Source organism: Arcanobacterium hippocoleae (assembly GCF_031456295.1).
Classification (GTDB): domain Bacteria; phylum Actinomycetota; class Actinomycetes; order Actinomycetales; family Actinomycetaceae; genus Arcanobacterium_A; species Arcanobacterium_A hippocoleae.
In genome coordinates this window covers 1171618-1188026 of record NZ_JAVDUJ010000001.1, presented here as the reverse complement: position 1 = coordinate 1188026, position 16409 = coordinate 1171618, and the positions used below count along the sequence as shown (strand labels likewise).

Annotated in this window: 13 protein-coding genes and 1 tRNA gene; 4 read left to right on the top strand and 10 right to left on the bottom strand. The window is 51.6% G+C overall.

Features of this window, described 5'->3' with window-relative positions; all coding sequences use genetic code 11:
• Window position 1: 1 nt before the first annotated feature.
• Entirely contained in the window at window positions 2–1126 is a 1125-nt protein-coding gene (locus tag J2S36_RS05060) for a TadA family conjugal transfer-associated ATPase (RefSeq protein WP_374717344.1), read from the bottom strand.
• A 134-nt stretch (window positions 1127–1260) separates the two neighbouring features.
• On the bottom strand, window positions 1261–2388 hold the full coding sequence (locus J2S36_RS05055; protein WP_309956170.1) for a CpaE-like family protein: 1128 nt from the start codon (window positions 2386–2388) through the stop codon (window positions 1261–1263).
• Between the two features lie 240 nt (window positions 2389–2628).
• Here J2S36_RS05055 and J2S36_RS05050 point away from each other — a divergent pair, with 240 nt between their 5' ends.
• A complete protein-coding gene (locus tag J2S36_RS05050) occupies window positions 2629–3897 on the top strand; it encodes a hypothetical protein (protein WP_309956168.1) in 1269 nt (422 codons plus the stop codon).
• 66 nt (window positions 3898–3963) lie between these two features.
• On the opposite strand, the gene nth is transcribed toward J2S36_RS05050, so the two are convergent.
• A complete protein-coding gene (nth, locus tag J2S36_RS05045) occupies window positions 3964–4644 on the bottom strand; it encodes an endonuclease III (protein ID WP_309956165.1) in 681 nt (226 codons plus the stop codon).
• Between the two features lie 336 nt (window positions 4645–4980).
• On the opposite strand from nth, the gene J2S36_RS05040 reads away from it, so the two are divergent.
• Window positions 4981–5658 (top strand): Crp/Fnr family transcriptional regulator, encoded by a 678-nt coding sequence (locus tag J2S36_RS05040; protein ID WP_309956164.1) that lies wholly within the window; start codon window positions 4981–4983, stop codon window positions 5656–5658.
• A 145-nt stretch (window positions 5659–5803) separates the two neighbouring features.
• On the opposite strand, the gene J2S36_RS05035 is transcribed toward J2S36_RS05040, so the two are convergent.
• From J2S36_RS05035 to J2S36_RS05025, 3 genes are all read right to left on the bottom strand, one after another.
• A complete protein-coding gene (locus J2S36_RS05035; RefSeq protein WP_309956162.1) occupies window positions 5804–6430 on the bottom strand; it encodes a hypothetical protein in 627 nt (208 codons plus the stop codon).
• Window positions 6431–6697: 267 nt separating this feature from the next.
• On the bottom strand, window positions 6698–7636 hold the full coding sequence (locus J2S36_RS05030; protein WP_309956160.1) for an L-lactate dehydrogenase: 939 nt from the start codon (window positions 7634–7636) through the stop codon (window positions 6698–6700).
• Window positions 7637–7993: 357 nt separating this feature from the next.
• Window positions 7994–10375 (bottom strand): bifunctional metallophosphatase/5'-nucleotidase, encoded by a 2382-nt coding sequence (locus J2S36_RS05025; protein ID WP_309956158.1) that lies wholly within the window; start codon window positions 10373–10375, stop codon window positions 7994–7996.
• Window positions 10376–10720: 345 nt separating this feature from the next.
• On the opposite strand from J2S36_RS05025, the gene J2S36_RS05020 reads away from it, so the two are divergent.
• Together J2S36_RS05020 and J2S36_RS05015 are read left to right on the top strand one after the other, a co-directional pair.
• Window positions 10721–10954: a hypothetical protein gene (locus J2S36_RS05020; protein ID WP_309956156.1), complete on the top strand. Its 234-nt coding sequence runs from the start codon at window positions 10721–10723 to the stop codon at window positions 10952–10954.
• Between the two features lie 173 nt (window positions 10955–11127).
• Window positions 11128–11201: transfer RNA gene (locus J2S36_RS05015), tRNA-Gly, on the top strand.
• 207 nt (window positions 11202–11408) lie between these two features.
• Here J2S36_RS05015 and J2S36_RS05010 read toward each other — a convergent pair.
• From J2S36_RS05010 to J2S36_RS04995, 4 genes are all read right to left on the bottom strand, one after another.
• Window positions 11409–12980, bottom strand: coding sequence for a recombinase family protein (locus tag J2S36_RS05010; protein ID WP_309956154.1), 1572 nt, complete (start codon window positions 12978–12980; stop codon window positions 11409–11411).
• Window positions 12977–14227 (bottom strand): recombinase family protein, encoded by a 1251-nt coding sequence (locus J2S36_RS05005; RefSeq protein ID WP_309956152.1) that lies wholly within the window; start codon window positions 14225–14227, stop codon window positions 12977–12979. Before J2S36_RS05005 ends, J2S36_RS05010 begins: the two co-directional genes overlap by 4 nt.
• 788 nt (window positions 14228–15015) lie before the next feature.
• Window positions 15016–15861, bottom strand: a complete 846-nt coding sequence (locus tag J2S36_RS05000) for an N-acetylmuramoyl-L-alanine amidase (RefSeq protein WP_309956151.1) — start codon at window positions 15859–15861, stop codon at window positions 15016–15018.
• On the bottom strand, window positions 15858–16328 hold the full coding sequence (locus J2S36_RS04995) for a phage holin family protein (protein ID WP_309956149.1): 471 nt from the start codon (window positions 16326–16328) through the stop codon (window positions 15858–15860). The genes J2S36_RS05000 and J2S36_RS04995 overlap by 4 nt, the downstream gene beginning before the upstream one ends.
• Window positions 16329–16409: the final 81 nt, after the last annotated feature.

The window sequence follows — 16409 nt, the reverse complement described above, 5'->3', positions numbered from 1 at the left end:
CTCATCTTGTGAAGTTTTCACGTAATTGCTTGGCTGCCGGAAATTCCGTGATTTTTGCGTTGGAAAGCTCGGTAGAGCCTGATTTTCCAAGACTGATCTGCCACGCCAGGTGGCATTGTAATTCGCTGCCAACTCGTTGTAATACCCCGATTTCGCTCACATAACGCAGGCTCCCGCTGCGGCGAATATGTACTACAGCATCAAGCGCGGAGGCTGCTTGTGCGGCCACTGCTGATTCCTGCATCCCAGCGAGCGCGCCGAGCGCCACCAGCCGTGCTGGTACGTCAGCCGCAGAATTTGCGTGAATCGTTGCCCATCCGCCGTCATGGCCAGTATTCAGGGCAGAGAGCACATCACGCACTTCGGCTCCACGGCATTCTCCAAGCACGATCCGGTCTGGACGCATCCGCATCGCGGCACGCACGAGCTCACTCATCGAAATCTTCCCAATACCCTGCACATTCGCCCGTCGTTCTTGCAGATGGATCACATGCGGATGCGGTGGGCGCAGCTCGGCAGATTCTTCAATTACTAAGATTCGCTCTGTGTGTGGCACGAGCTGCAGCATTGCACTGAGGAAGGTAGTTTTGCCAGCGCCAGTAGCGCCCGAAATGATCACATTTGCTTTCTTCGTGATGAAGGCTTGCAGGATTTGCGCAAACTGTGGATGGATTGATCCATTTGCGATAAGTTGCGGAAGGCTCAAAGATTTTCGACGATGCGTGCGCAAAGAAATAAGCGGACCTTCTGCGGATAAAGGCGGAAGCACGGCATGCAGCCGCACGCCAGAAGGAAAAGTGCCGTCCACAATGGGTGCTGCATCGTCAAGACGTTGCCCGCAAGTAGCAGCCAGACGTACTGCTAATGCGCGAATTCCGGGTTCAGTTTGCAGTTCTGGTTCAATTTGTGAATCAGGCAGCCGGGTGAGCCCACTTCCGCGATCTACCCACACGCCTGCAGTGCCGTTCACAAGTACATCCGTGACGGCAGGATCTTCCAGGAGCGGAGTGAGAGTTTCTCCAGCACCGAAAATTACATTTGCGACCGAAGTTTTCAAAGCTGCGAGTTGTGAAGTGTAAATCAAAGAATTTGTTTGTGCCTCTCCAAAACTGCGGCCAGCAGACATATCGCGCCGGATATCACGGAGCAGTTGCTGTTTTTCTCGATACCCGGCGGAAGCTAGATTTTCCTTTCCCCCAGCTGTGATCTCGTCATTTTTCATCGTGATCCCATTCTTTGGTTAGTGCGATTTTTCTAAAATCAGATTTGGGTATTTGCTTCGCTAATCTCGGCAGCTTCTAATAGTGCTGCGCATATTTTGCGCACATCGCGGCTGGTGCTGCTGCGCGGTTTATCCCCAGGAGCCAACCCATGCTCACGATCGGCGCGAAGGCTCTTTTGCTGGCGTAAACCAAAGATCGCGCCGCATCCGAGCTGATTTGCGATATCGGCTAAATGCCCGCGATTGTTTGCTCCGACGGCGACTATTGCAAAATTTGTTTCAGGGGGAAGCTGGGAGATCCGTGTTTGTGTATTCGCCAAACTCACAGTATCCACACCGCTGAGAAGCAAAATCGCATCACACCACGGCAGCCATTGATGTGTCGGACTTGCGGGATGCAATACGGATGTTGGTAAATCAAGAATCGTCCATTCGTGTACTTGCGAAAGTGCCGATATTGCATTTTCTCCACTTCCAGCGTCAGGCTCCACACCGCCGCGGGAATCTGCAGAAAGAAAACGAACACCCTCCCATTTCGGGAGTGAATGCGTCAGCCGATTTGCGAGCATCGCCCCCGAACCATGAATATCTCGCCAGCGTTTTCCTGGTGTATTTACCTGCGAAATAATCAGGTCAATCCCGGGGGAGTTGGGATCGAGATCGATTAGCGCGACCGAGTAATTTCGCCGCGCAAACTCGCGTGCGATCCAGAGGGAAGTGGTACTTGTGCCGATGCCTCCTTGCGCGCCGATCACTCCCAATACTTGCCCACGGATCGTTGCTCCAACTGCCGCCATGAGTTCCAAAATTTCAGCAGCATCAGCGCGTAAATCGAGATCCACACTGCCGTCAGCAAAATAAGGTGCAAAAGCTTGATGGAAAGCTGCACGTACGCGTCCTTCAGCGCAATCAGTATCAGTGAAATTTAGGACGGCAGAAGATAGCACAGCTACTGATTGTTTTGCTGGAAGCAGGAGTGATTTTTCGGGATAGCGGTGCGATGCGCTTGTGTGGACGGAGGGATTGGGAAGTGAAATTATCTGGATCCCCACCAGTTCAGATAATTCGCTGAGTTCTTGATAAATCTGCTGGTTTGTACCGTAATAAGCTGCCGATGCGAGATTTTTCAAATCGTGTGTGTTGAATCGAGGATTAAATGTGTTCATAGTTGCGAGTATTGCAAGCTCACGCAAATCTCGACTGCAAAAATATCTGATTGTGGAAAGACGATAGTTTTCCACGTGCGAATAGGGTGAATTTTATTAAATGAAGTGTGGCGAAGCGAACCTGAAATGATCAAACTGTGGTTTTTGTAAATATGAAAAGTGCGAAACGCCGAAGAAAAGCGAGAATCATGCGACGGAATCAAGTAGCGTTTTGTGCAGGAATAACTTTAGGAGAGTACCTTGCATACACCAACTGATCCATATAATTCAGCAAATCGTCGTCCATTTGAAGATGATGACGAAGTGCTCGCGCCAATCGAAGAAGTGTCTGATCATGCTGAAAATTCCGAAACTTCAGGGCTTGATCGTGGAGAATCGGGAGTTTTGGAGTATGGCGATGCAGAAGCGCTTGCCTGGGATAAGGTTTTTACTGCCCAGAGCGCGGCAGTTGCAGGCGAAACGGATGAACCGGTTTCGGCACAAGAAGACACGATCGATTCTTTCACTGCAGATTCAAATGCTTTAACGGAAAATGCGGCAGTTGCGCCGTCGGTAACGGAAAATGCGGCATCAGAAAAGCTAGCTACCAGTGCAAACTCGCCGTCATCCCACAATGATTTCAGCTTCGGCGAAGGCTTTAATACCTTGCCTGCTGAACAGCGAGCTAATGCTGGATTGGGCGATGTGCTCTCCGCGCATTCAGCGGATGAAGCTCGCTATGATGCAACACAAGATGAATTTGTGCCAGGTTTCGTAGCAAGCGGATCAGCAGAAAATATTGGTATCGGAGCAAGCGGAGCCCCTGCAGTTGCAGCTGCGGGTGCGCTCGGAGCGGTAGACGCAACTGCCCCGCAAGCTGCCCCGGCGGTTTCCACACAGCCAACTTCACTTGGCGGGTTTATGCATCCGGGGATCTCTGCCGATGATGATGCGCAGCGGCGTGCCCGTTGGGAGCAAGGTCCGTCAGCATATCTCAACGATGAAGATATTGATCTTGAAGCACCAGGCGGTCGTGCTTGGACGCATGTGGGGATCTTCTTCCTCACTTTGCTTTTGATTCCAATAACTTGGTATTTGCTTTCTGACGCTTCTGTTCGCCTGAATTTAGTGGAAAATAATCCGTGGGATACCGGCGTGGTTTCCTTCGCTGCAATTCTGGAATTATTTGGCGGCTTGGTGGGGATGCTGCTGTTGATTTTGCTTGCACGGGCATCTTCGCTTGGTGCCCAGATTTTCGGCTTCATCCTGACGGTAGGAGGCATGGCAGCTTTGATCGTGCCAAATACCGTAAAATCCTGGTTCACTGATTTAGATCAAGCAATCGGTGATTTCAATGCGTTCACTGCGAATGTGGTGCATCATTTGGATCTCGACTTTGGCTCGGGGCGGATCGCGATCTTCGGTTTAGTATTGCTTGCCTCCGGGCTGACGGCACATTTTGCACGGCGTTCAGGAGCTGAGCGGGCCACGATTTATGAGCGCCGCAAGGCACTCGGGCTTGACGAGTGAGGAAAGCTGAAAATTTTCTCCCGTAAGCGTGCAAGCCGCAGGAGTGAAACAGCACAATAACGAAAACTAAATACCAAGAATTTCGTAGGACGGGCAAATATCTGCCATCGGGCAGCGGGTACACTCAGGTGCACGCGAATGGCAGATTGCCCGTCCGTGTGCAATAATTCGATGGCAAGTGACGGTCCAGATCTCTGCAGGTAAAAGTTTATTCAATTCCATTTCGGCTTTCACTGGATCAGTTTCACGAGTCCAAGCCCAACGCCGCGCCGTCCGGCCAACATGTGTATCAACGGTGATCCCCGGCACTCCGAATATATTTCCGAGCACTACATTCGCAGTTTTTCGCCCGACACCTCGCAAGGTGATCAGTTCTTCGAGTGTGCGCGGCACTTCTCCAGAAAAATCTTCCAGAAGAGATATTGAGAGTGCTTTCACCGACTTCGCTTTCGTGCGATAAAATCCGAGTGGCCGGAGAATTTTTTCCAGCTCGGCAAAATCTGCGCCAGCCATTGCCTGCGGAGTCGGAAATTCGCTGAACAGTAGCGGAGTGACCGAGTTTACGCGTTCGTCGGTGGTTTGCGCAGAGAGCACGGTCGCTACGAGCAGCTCAAAAGCATTTCGATGGATAAGTGCGCATTTCGCATCAGGATAGATTTGAGCGAGACGATCGGTAAGGATTTTGGCTTGAGCGCGACGTGCCTGAAGCGAGCGCGGACGGGATGGAAGCTGCGATTTATGCGGCATAAAAATCCTTCCAAATGCTAAAAAATCAAGGACTCGTTGAAGCGCTAATGGCTTTAGCGTTTTCGCTTAGTGTGTGGATGAAAGAACAGTTGAAATCATTGTACAGCGCCTGAAATTTTCTTGAATGAATCGAATTTGCAGTAAGTTTCGCGAAATACCGTGCAATCCACGTGCCAAATGCGCCGCAACGTGGCAGAATTGAAATCGATATGACCTCAAGCACAACAGTGCACGGAAATTCAAGTAATGATTTCGTGCCAGAAAGCGTGGCGCGGGTCGAGTAATCGTGTGAACCTTGCACAAGTAGGTAGTTATATTAGGAAGAAAGGAATTCCGATGGATTCCAATGTGCTCGCAAATGTTGAACTTTTCAAGGGTTTGACGGATGAAGACCGCGCAGCGCTCGCGGTATTGATGGACGTGACCTCACTTAAGCGAGGCGAATCACTGTTCCAGGAGGGTGATTCTGGTGACCGTTTGTATCTTGTGGTGGAAGGAAAAGTGAAGCTTTCCCACACGGCAGATGATGGCCGTGAGAATCTGATTGCTGTGCTTGGCCCGGGCGAAATTATTGGCGAGCTTTCACTTTTCGATTTAGAACCGCGATCTTCAACCGTTACGGCGATTGCTCCGACAAAACTGTATACGCTTTCGCACGCGGAAATGCGTGAATACATCGAGAATCATCCAAAGTTGGCAATTTCAATGCTGCGTCAGTTAGCGTATCGTCTGCGGAACACAAATCAGCAGATGGCTGATTTGGTGTTCTCAGATGTGCCAGGGCGTGTAGCGAAGGCTTTGCTTGATTTGGCTGAGCGCTTTGGCGAGCGCACGCCTGAAGGCATTTATGTGGCACACGATTTAACCCAGGAAGAGCTGGCGCATCTCGTGGGTGCTTCACGTGAAACAGTGAATAAGTCGTTGGCTGATTTCACGTCTCGCGGCTGGATTCGCCTTGAAGGGCGCGCAGTGCTGCTGATTCAGGTGGCACGGCTCCAGCGTCGGGCGCACTGATTTTGTAAAAGATGTCGGGGTGTGGTTCATATTGCGCAGATATGAACCACACCCCGACATTTGAAAATCGATTATTTTCGGGAAACAAAAGCTGTGCTGATTGAATTTATTATCCCGGATCAGAGCCGTGCTGACGGCAAATCTGTTACTTTGCAGTCTGAAAGTAGCCGGTATCCGTTCCCAAATTGATATCGTACGAAAGTTTAATATCGGCAGGGTCTACTGCCGCAAAAGCCATTCGGCGGGTAAGCGTTTCTCCAGGTTGAATGTCTTTGGTAGTGATATTGTCAATTTCAAACGTGACGCCACCGATCATTATTTCTTCGGCTTTCTGCCCGCCGGAAGTCATAAACACTGACGGCATTAAGGCATAGTAAGGTTTGTCAGAGCCATTCTTGTGGATGATCTCAACCACCACAGGCACACCAGTATACGAATCTTTATATGCTGCGCCCAAAGGGTAAGGTTCAGGCGCCTTGACGGTCACTTCATGACCATTTCGCCACTTGATTGTTTCTCCGAAAGTGACGTGGAAATTAGCTTCGCCCGATTCCGTACTCGATTTCGCTGTTTCTTTGCCAGTTGGTTCGGTAGATCTGGCAGTAGCTTCGTCAGTGCTTTCTTTCGCAGTTTCCGCAGAATCGCGTTGAGTAGATTGCGTGGAGGTTTCTGTTTCGCCAGTGCTTTCTGTTGCGGGTGCACCGCCACACGCGGCGAGGAGTAATGCGAGTGCAATCGCTGCTCCGGTTGCGATATTATTTTTAATTTTCACACTTTCATGTTAAGTTTTGGCATTGTCTTACTGCAACAGTTTTCTTATGCGTTAAGTTCCTCGTTGCCTTGTGTATTCGGCGATTTTACTTTGTTTACGATCTCTTGGAAATTAGCCTTGTGCGACCCCTCGGCTTATTGCCAGGAAAGTAAAACGTGTAAATGCTAGGCATGTCACCTGGCATTTACACGTTTCAGAAAATTTTATGCTGTAAATCGAATCGGATTTGAAAATCCTACTTCGGTTGAATTTTTTGCATCAAATAATTCAGTACCCCACAGACTTGATCGATTCTTGCAAAGTAGCGATCGACTTATCGAGCCTGATTTGTTCTGCGGTGTCGAAAGCGACATCGAGTCGCCGGGTAACGCCATTGCGCCCTACAAGCGATGGGACTGATATTGATACACCGTCAGCCACAGAAGTAACTGGCAGTACCGCATTATGGTTACCTAAAATTGCTTCCACGATCCGCGCAGAAGAGACGCCGATCGCGTAATTCGTGGCCCCTTTACCTTCAATGATCCGGTATGCTGCATTGATTACTTCTTGTTCGATCGAGACAAGCTTTTCTTCCGGGAAAGCAAGCGTGCCGTCTTCATCGTGCCATTCGCGGATTGGCACTTGCCCGACTGTGGCGGAAGACCACAAGGCAAACTCGGAATCGCCGTGTTCGCCTACGATCATTGCATGTACTGAACGCGGCGACACGCCAGTATGCTGACCAATCAGCCAACGCAAACGCGATGAATCAAGAACTGTGCCCGAGCCAAAAATCCGACCTTGCGGAAGAGCAAGAATTTTTGTAGCCACGTAGGTAAGTACATCCACTGGATTAGTGACGAGAACGAATACTGCGTTCGGTGAACGCTCGGCAAGCTGTGGAAGCATGCTTTCTAAAATAGACACATTCTTCGCGGCCAGAGCAAGCCGGGTTTGCCCTGGATTTTGCTTAGCACCAGCCGTAATGATGATCACGTCCGAATTTTCTGTGACGGCGAGATCTGCTCCGCCCATCACTTTTGACGCGAGCATGAACTGTGATCCATGTGCTAAATCAAGTACTTCAGCATCGACTTTCTGCGCATTGATATCGTATAAACTCACGGTTGAAGCTGATCCACGAATCAGCGCGGCATAGGCGGTGGCAGTACCTACAGAGCCAGCACCAACAACAGTTAACTTACGGGATGTTTTTTCATTCATGCCACTATTCTTTCAGAGTAGTGCGAATAGCGCTAGAGGCTAAATGCATAATTTTCGGTAAACTTTCCCAGATTCGTGCGTATTTCTGCTTGTTTCGATGCGTAACCGATGAATCTTGCAGCGCAGCGCTGATTCATGCTTCCGCTTTTATGCAATTTGCTGGAAAATGATTGCCTCGCAGCTGGAAGAGATTCGCAACTACGAGGCAATCTGGATTAAATTGTTTTACACATCAAGCCGCTGCTCACAGTTCGCTGCCAGTCGATGGAGAAAACCGACTAGTTCGAACAAGCAGATTGATCCTGATCGTGAAAGATCTTATCCGAAATCCTGCTTGCAGCATTGCTGATTTGTGTATTAGGCGTTTTTCCGGCGAGCCGCAGCAACACCTGCAAGGCCGAGGATCCCTGCGAGTAACGCAAGCGCAAGCAGACCAGCAGCTTCGCTACCAGTCTTTGCTAACCGTGGATTTGTGGCTTTTGCTTGCCCATTATTGGCATTGGCATCAACTACAGCGCTGGTAGCACCAGCGTTGTTCGTAATTCCAACAATATTTGCATTACCTGAGCTGGTACCTGGTTTTGCTGCTGCATGTGGGCAAGGTACGTGTACCCCAATCCCGGCAGCTGCCGAAACAAGCTCGACACCCTTCTCGTTCAAAACCGTTAGCGGAATAAATACTGATTTTGCATTGGCAGCACATTTTGCTGTGGTTGTCAGCTCTATCGGCTTATTCAAGTATCCTACGCCGTCGGCTGTAACGATTGCTTTTTCTTTTGCTGCGTTTGCATCTTCAAGCGTATTGTTTACATCTGCGGTTGCACTTGCGGTACCGAGCTTTACGGTAACTTTCTTGGTTTGTGCTTCGCTTTCGTGAGAGAAAGAAAGACCGCGCAAATCGACGCTTGCCGTCACATTCAACCCGTCAATCTTATGATTCAAAGTAACGCCTACAGAAGAAACTGCTGAGCGTGGCTGCACCTGAGGATTAGCTGCAAGATATTTCTGGAACGAATCACGATCAAGGTTTTCTGCAATCGGGGTAAGCGTCTTTGCGATTGCCGGATCTTTCAAGATGTCAAAGGAGTCGCCGCCTGCGAGGAGGAAGGTGACTGAACCTACCGAGTAAACTTTCGCTGGGTCAATTTGCTTTCCGTCGATCAAAATCGATGTGATCCGCTCGCCCATCGGCTTTGCTGGGTCGAAAGTGTACTTTACGTTCGCAGAGAGTCCGAGCTTCAGCATCGGGCGTGAAGAGTTCTTACCTAACTTCTTCCACTGCTGTTCAAGCAGAGTCTTGAACTGTGCGCCCGTCATCTTCACATAACCTACTTCGTTGGAGAAAGGCTGGGTTGCGAAAATGTCGCCGACGGTGAGATTGCCATCTTGCGGAGTGAGGTCAGCGCGAATCCCACCGGCATTGATAATGCCAATATCGATCGGCTTGCCGTCAAGCTGTTTGAAGGAGTGCTTCATTGAATCGGCAATCAAGCCGCCAAGAGTGGATTCGGTGCCGCGGTTTTCGCCCTGAGCCTGCACACCACGGTAGAAGTTTGCAAAATTTCTTGCTACTACTTCGGATTTCTTTGCTTCTGCTTTCTTGGTGGCGGCGGAGACAATTGCTTCAACTTTTGGATCGGTACCGCATGCAGCTACCGTGTCGGCTGAAATCTGAATTGCCTTTGAAGAAACCACTTTACCGCTTTGCCGATCGTAAACGAATTGGAGATTCGAGAGATTGTCAGTGAAGGAGCCAGAAGCGGTTGCTGAAAGGGTGTGGCCGTCACTCGCCTTTACTTGTGTGAAATAGTATGGCTTGTGCGTATCTCCGCCCATAATGCCGTCCACATGCTCACCCATCAAAGGGTAGGAGCGTTCTACGTCATTATCAAACATTGCGATCACGATATCTGCTTGCTTACTAGTTTTTAGCTCTGCTGCGATCTTGTTGATTACCGGAGCTGGCTTTTCAAAGGTGAGCTCATCGACGGTGCCTGGTGCGAGCTTGGTCGCCACGTCATCTTCGATTGCGCCAATGAACGCTACTTTCACGCCTGACGGGGAAGTCCAAATCTGATACGGCTGCAGGTAAGGATCGAGGCCTTTCACATTTGCACCCAAATATGGGAACTTGATTTTTGTGAACCCGTTGCGCCCCTCGAAACGATCTTTCAAAGCAGAAATTCCTTTATCGAATTCATGGTTGCCGATCGTGGATGCGAACACATTCATCTCATTGAGAGCGGCAATTGTAGGGTTATCATTTTGCGATCCTGAAGTGAAAGGGGAAGCGCCGATATTATCTCCAAGAAGGGTGAATTGAGAATTGGGGTTAGATTGGCGTGCTTTATTGATATAACATGCCATTGCAGAAAGACCAGCCTCAGTGACCTTATTCTTCTTCTTGTCAACCTTTTTCTCGATATGACCATGAATATCGGTGAGGTTATAAAGATCGATTGTGACGAGATTCGGGTTTGTTTGGTCTGCTGAGGTAGAAGCAGCGGCGGAGCCAGCGGCGGGGGTGGAGTCAGCGGCGGCACTTGGGGTGCTCGGATTCGCTGTTTCGGTGCCAGTGGTAGGTGAAGTTGGGGCGGTGGCTGTTGCTCCGGTGGCAGCCGTGCCAGTGTTAGTGCCGGCACCGGGCGTATCTGTTGCGGCAAGCGCTGATTGTGGCGCTAAAAGCAAAGAGAGTGCGGCGATGGCAGAAATTGTAAGCCGCTTCATTGGAATCTTCATTAATCTCTTCCTAGCTTTGGTAATTTATGTAATTCTGAGATGAGCCGTAAATCGTCAGACGTAAAATCTTGCGTGAGATTTGTGATGGTCTGTGATTTACTAAGTCACCTGACGTGAGAGCAAGTGTCGTTAAAATTTTATGCCCTTTTAACGGGCAGCGCAGTGAAAATATGAATCTGTTTTGAAATGCGCAACCTGTATTTTGAATTTGCTTTACTTTACTTGCTTTTATTCATGTGATGTTTATGGAAAGAGATTTGCGTGCCTTTGATGCGTTTTGAATGTTCCAAGAATGGATTTGGCAATTTTTCCTTCTGCTCAGGGGGTCTTATTTAGTATTGAGCTATGGAAAATGAGGCGGGGAAAACGTGGAATCGAGTGCCAGATCGGCGTTCCCTTGGTGAGATTTTATGGATGACGGTGCTATTTTGGGTGGCGCCGTTGATTTTCATTTCGACGATTTATGTTTTCTACAATGATTCGGCTTGGTGTTATGCCTTGTTTTCTGCGGGAGTGGGAACTTTTGGCGCAGTACTTGGCGCATTGTTGCGCAGATTTCGGCTTCGTCGTGAAAAGTAACTCGTATTTGCAAGCGAACAGTTTTGCGGCTTTGCTCGTATGCTGTACGTGTTTTTTTGAAGCTTGAAGCAAATGCTGAATAGCTGATCAACAGCTAAATTTGTGAGATTTCCCGAAATTACCCATACATGTATTTGCTCGTATTTTGGTTTCGAGCTACACTTAGAGGGTTCGCGGGTGTAGTTCATCGGTAGAATGGCAGCTTCCCAAGCTGCAGAGGCGGGTTCGATTCCCGTCACCCGCTCCACTATGACGTCGAAAATGATAAGTCCCCGGTTGCGTTAGCGAGTATGCCCCAAGGGGGTCAAAACGTTAGCGAGTGTTTAGCGCGTTAGCCTTGACCTGCGGAAATACTTTCCAATCGCCAGCGCCTCGCCCTTGTGAGGTTTTCTGGGCATGAGAAAAGCCCGTCCGCGCACTTATGCACGAACGGGTCAGAATCTTCATTTCAGATCTAAAGCCGGATGCTCACTTCCTCGCCAACCCGGAACACGAACCGGATCGCATCCTCACTAACCACAGCGTGGTCGATGAGTGCGCTCCACTGCGCAGGGTGAAACTCGCTCACTGGCTCCCCTGCCAGATCGCCTAGAGTTGTGGTGATGGCAGCGTGCTTGGCAGCGTTCGCTGCAATATCCGCTTCTAGGCTCGCTTTGCATGCGAGTATCTTACGGTAGGCAGTATCGAGCTCGGTGTACTTGTTTTGGTAGGCGTCTTGATCGAGCGCGCGTTGCTGATTCTCATTAATCAGCGCCTTGATCCGCTCGGTGAGCTCCACGAGTGTGGCCTGGCACGCTACGGTTTGTTCTTCCAAACGACTCGTATCAAACATGCCATCAAAAACCTGCGGCAGACAGCTGTGCCGTGACTGGCAGGCGATCAGTTGGTTGAGTGCTTGGACGAAGGCATTCTTGATTTGCTCGTCTTTCACCGTCGCGCTGCTGCAGGGATGTTCGTCTGTGTATTTGTGGTTGCATTGCCAGACCGTGTATTTGTATTTCGTGTTCGACGCCCACGTTTTACGCCCATACCATGCTCCACACTGAAAGCATTTGAGCCGGGTGGAGAACAAGCCGACTTTCGCCGTTGAAGTGTTGCCATGGCGGGTAGCTAGTTCGTATTGGACTTGATCCCAAATACGCGGAGCAATAATCGGGTCATGGTTGCCCGACACATAATATTGAGGCACTTCACCGGCGTTGACTTTCATACGTTTGGTTAAAAAATCAGTGGTGAACGTCTTTTGCAGGAGGGCGTCGCCCTTGTATTTCTCGTTGGACAAGATTGAGCGCACCGTGGAGGTTGACCACACTTCTTTCCCACGCGGGGTGAGAATCTTGCGGGCAGCGAGTTCGGTTTTGATCTCGCTGATCGCCATCCCGTCAAGGAAAAGTTGGTAGATCAACCTCACGGTTGGTGCCTGGGTCTCGTCGATGACGAGGTTGCCGTCCTCGCCTTTCTTGTATCCGAGCAGCGATTTGTAGGGCACCATAATCTTCCCATCGGCAAAACGCTTCCTGTGCCCCCAGGTCACGTTTTCGGAGATGGAGCGGGATTCTTCTTGCGCCAGGCTCGACATGATCGTGATGAGCAATTCGCCTTTGGCGTCAAAGGTGTAAATATTCTCCTTCTGAAAATACACTTCCACGCCTGCGTCTTTGAGCTTGCGTACGGTGGTGAGCGAGTCGACGGTGTTGCGTGCGAATCGGGAGACGGACTTGGTCAGGATCAGGTCGATTTTTCCTGCCAGGGCGTCATCGATCATGGTTTGGAATCCCTCACGGCGTTTCATGGAGGTGCCAGAGATCCCTTCATCGCAGTACATTCCCGCGAACTGCCAATCATTACGGGAGCGAATGTAGGTGGTGTAGTAGTCGATCTGTGCCTCATACGAGGAGGTTTGTTCTTCCATCTCGGTAGAGACGCGAGCGTAGGCGGCGACCCTTCTGCGTGCCGGTACCCCAGATGAGGCTGCGGCAGATCGAAGCTTCTTTGTTGCGGGTATCGCGGTGACGGTGCGGTTCATGCCAACCTCCCCTCACTGGTTAACCCCACTGGTGCCATGGTTCCATCCGCGAGGTGGAATGTGAGCTGATGCTCGAAGGCCTCGATCATCACGACCTGCTCGCCAACCGACACAGAGTCGAACCCTTGGGTGCCGAGCACGTCCGTGCAGGCGTGTTCGAGGAGACTTTCTCGCAGGTTGTGCCCACTACAGGGGTTTCCGTTCCCAATGCAGGCGCTCCAGCAGCGCCAAAACTTATACGAGGTTCCAGACTTGTAGGTGCGGGTTTTGCGTTGATAATTCTTCCCACACGCCGCGCAGCAGATCCGCCCGGTGAATACGCCCGTGTTCTTTGACGGGGTCCCAGCCGGGCCGATCTTACGCCTGTGCGCGATTTCTGCCTGCACCGCATCAAACATCACCTCATCAATGATTGGCGGGAGGGCTTGCTCAACCCAATATCGCGGCAGCTCCCCGTCATTGAGAGCACGTGTGGGTGCTTGGATCGCGGGGCGGTACATTTTCTGCAGCATTTGACAGCCCTTGTACCGCTCGTTTTCGAGCATGCGACGAAACACTGACCCGTAAAACCGTCCTCCACCGCGCGAACGCACACCTTGATCATTGAGCATGGTCGCGGTTTTCTCTGGGCTGATCCCATCGAGATAATTGGCAAACAGTAAGCGCACAATCTTGGCTTCTTCTTCGACGATGGTGAACTGGCCGTCTGCCCAGTGATAGCCGTAGATGACGAAGGAGTTTGTGCCACCGTTCTTGTACCGGTTACGGATTGCCCATTTGACGTTGTGGGATAGTGAACGGGATTCTTCTTGAGCAAAAGACGCCAACAAAGTCAACAACAGTTCCCCATCAACGCTCAAGGTGTCGATGCGTTCGCGTTCGAAGCGTATGGCCACACCAAGGTTTTTCAGTTCACGGACTGTAGCGAGCAGGTCGACAGTGTTACGGGCAAGGCGTGAGATCGATTTACACAACACAATATCAACACCGCCGTCCCTGGCGGTTTCCATCAGGTCGGCTAAGCCTTGCCGTGATTTCGTTGACGTACCCGTAATACCCTCGTCCGTGAACACACCGACGTAGGACCAGCCGGGCGTGGATTGGATCAGGCGCGAGTAATACGACACTTGCGCCGATAGGGATGCTAACTGCTCTGTGCCGTTGGTTGAGACCCTCGCGTATGCTGCTACGTTGACCAGTTTCGGGGCAGGCGGCCGAACCGGTGTCACCACACTGATGTGTGCCACGTTTTCTCCTTTCGCGTTAGGTCTATACACGCTCTAAAGGCGGTGTTTATCCAGTCGTTTTGCCCACAATCTGTGGTTGATAGATCGGGCTCCACGCCTGGAACAACAACCGGTGAGCACGCTGATACTCTGCGGGTGTGAGCACTCCTCGACCTGCCAGCATGCTCAAGATGTGAGCGTCCGTGATGAAGGCGAGTTCTCGGGCGAACACGTCAGGTTGGGCCAGTTGATCACTAGGAACGGCGAGCGTGTTCATGGTCGTCCGCCACGGGTGCCGAAGCGAGCACGTACATAGCAGGCGTGACAGCAAAACTTTTGACCTAGCTTGTCCACGATCGCGAAGCGGCGTCCGCAGTGCGTACAGGTCTGCTCGCGCACCGGCTCGGTTTTCTGTCGATGCCGCCACGCTTTATGCTTGCAGGCGGGCGAGCAAAACCGAGCCCGAGCTGCTCCCTGTATAGGGCTGGCACACCAGTGGCATACCTGCCAGGCCATCACCGGAGCGGCGTCAAGGTTTCGGCTGGTGCAGTACGAGCGGACCTGGTCACGAGTCAGGGCGCAAAACTCGGCAATCGCTTTATACCCCCAGCCCGCCGTGCGCAGGTTACGAATACGTTGTTCATCAAGATCATTCACAGTGGGGTCACTCCCTTCACCCCACTGCCGACAAACCCCCGATTGTTAAATCCGTCCATGAAACGACGAAAAGCCCCGCCACCACCGGCTCCCCGAGGATTGGGAAGTCACAGTGGTGACGGGGCTCAGTCACTTCGACGTGGCGCGGGTGTTTAGTAGCCGAGCTTGGCGTTCACTCGCGCCTGCACGGCATTGTAGAGGTTTCCGAGGCGGCGCTTACGTTCCTCACCATTGCCATAGTCGCCACGGATCACGGCGTCGGCGAGGGCATCAATGTTGGGTCCGGCAGGATTGGCAGCAGGCGCACGGCCCGCGAGCTTTTCGTTTACGCGCTGCTGGACGGCGGTGTAGTTGGCTCCGAGTCGACGTTTACGTTCTTCACCGTTGCCGTATTCACCGCGGATTACCGCGTCAGCCAACGCGTCAATATTCGGTGCCACAGGAGCAGGTGCAGGATTCGGAGCTGGTGCAGGAGCTGGTGCTGGCGTGTTGCCTGTCATTTGGTCGTACCAGTACTGGGCGCGTGCCATGTAGGTGGCATGCTGGGAACCAGCAAGCGATGCTGGGCAGGAGGTGGCAGAAAAGTCTTTGTGCCCGAAGACGTTTTTACCCCAGACTGGACGTCCAAGACCGTAGAACTTACAGATTGCGGCGACGAGGTGTGCTCCATTGTCGAGGCACGCCTCGGATACAGACCAAGGATCGGAAGAAACATCTGCGTGTTCAATACTAATGGAGGTGGTGTTAGCGTCCCAGTTTCCTGCATGCCATGCAGTATCGCGATCCCATACGAGCTGGCCTATGCGTCCGTCGGTTTGGACTTGGTAGTGGGCTGAGGCTGGGCGGGTTTGCCACACGTCGTAGCAGCCTTTAATGGTGAGGTTGCCTGCGTTGTGGTGGATGATGACCTTATCGATCCGCCGCCCGTTACGCCCTGGCGTGTAGTGTTTGTTCATGATGAGGTCGATATCAGCCTCAAGCGTGTTCCAATTCTTCATGACTGGTTCTCCTTTTCTGTTGGGTTGTTAGCGGTTGAGGGTTTGGTTAGTGGGGGTCTGGTTTCGGCTCGGTTAGCGATCGCATCGAGCGCCCCACGCATCTGCGCCGGGACAGGCAGGCCGAGTCGGGTGGCATTTTCGATTAGGGAGATGCCTTCGTTGGATAGGTAGAAGAAAATGACCGCCGCCCGTAGCACTCCTGGGGTGTCGAGGACGTGGACGTCGATCAGGTGGGCGAGGCCGACGAGGGTGAAGATGAGAATCTTGCGGCTGATACCCCTAAAGCCCACCGAGCTGGAGAGGCGGCGCTCGTTGATGGCTGCCAGGACGCCGGTGATGTAGTCAGCGATAGCGAAGATGATCAACGCGTAGACGAGGCCGTCGAGGCCTCCAAGGTAGGCGGCGAGCCACGCACCGATACCGGCGATTGTGGTTTGGGTGGCGTGCCAGATGGCGTGTAGAGACATGAGAGTTTTCCTTATCTATTGGGCATAAAAAATTGCCTACACCCACATCGGGTGAAGGCAACAAAGAATCCGGCGTCGCAG

Bases quoted from the DNA above. Each gene is read 5' to 3' on its own strand.
- J2S36_RS05060 (WP_374717344.1), bottom strand. From the start codon at position 1,126: ATGTCTGCTGGCCGCAGTTTTGGAGAGGCACAAACAAATTCTTTGATT.
- J2S36_RS05055 (WP_309956170.1), bottom strand. From the start codon at position 2,388: ATGAACACATTTAATCCTCGATTCAACACACACGATTTGAAAAATCTC.
- nth (WP_309956165.1), bottom strand. From the start codon at position 4,644: ATGCCGCATAAATCGCAGCTTCCATCCCGTCCGCGCTCGCTTCAGGCA.
- J2S36_RS05040 (WP_309956164.1), top strand. From the start codon at position 4,981: ATGGATTCCAATGTGCTCGCAAATGTTGAACTTTTCAAGGGTTTGACG.
- J2S36_RS05030 (WP_309956160.1), bottom strand. From the start codon at position 7,636: ATGAATGAAAAAACATCCCGTAAGTTAACTGTTGTTGGTGCTGGCTCT.
- J2S36_RS05025 (WP_309956158.1), bottom strand. From the start codon at position 10,375: ATGAAGATTCCAATGAAGCGGCTTACAATTTCTGCCATCGCCGCACTC.
- J2S36_RS05020 (WP_309956156.1), top strand. From the start codon at position 10,721: ATGGAAAATGAGGCGGGGAAAACGTGGAATCGAGTGCCAGATCGGCGT.
- J2S36_RS05010 (WP_309956154.1), bottom strand. From the start codon at position 12,980: ATGAACCGCACCGTCACCGCGATACCCGCAACAAAGAAGCTTCGATCT.
- J2S36_RS05000 (WP_309956151.1), bottom strand. From the start codon at position 15,861: ATGAAGAATTGGAACACGCTTGAGGCTGATATCGACCTCATCATGAAC.
- J2S36_RS04995 (WP_309956149.1), bottom strand. From the start codon at position 16,328: ATGTCTCTACACGCCATCTGGCACGCCACCCAAACCACAATCGCCGGT.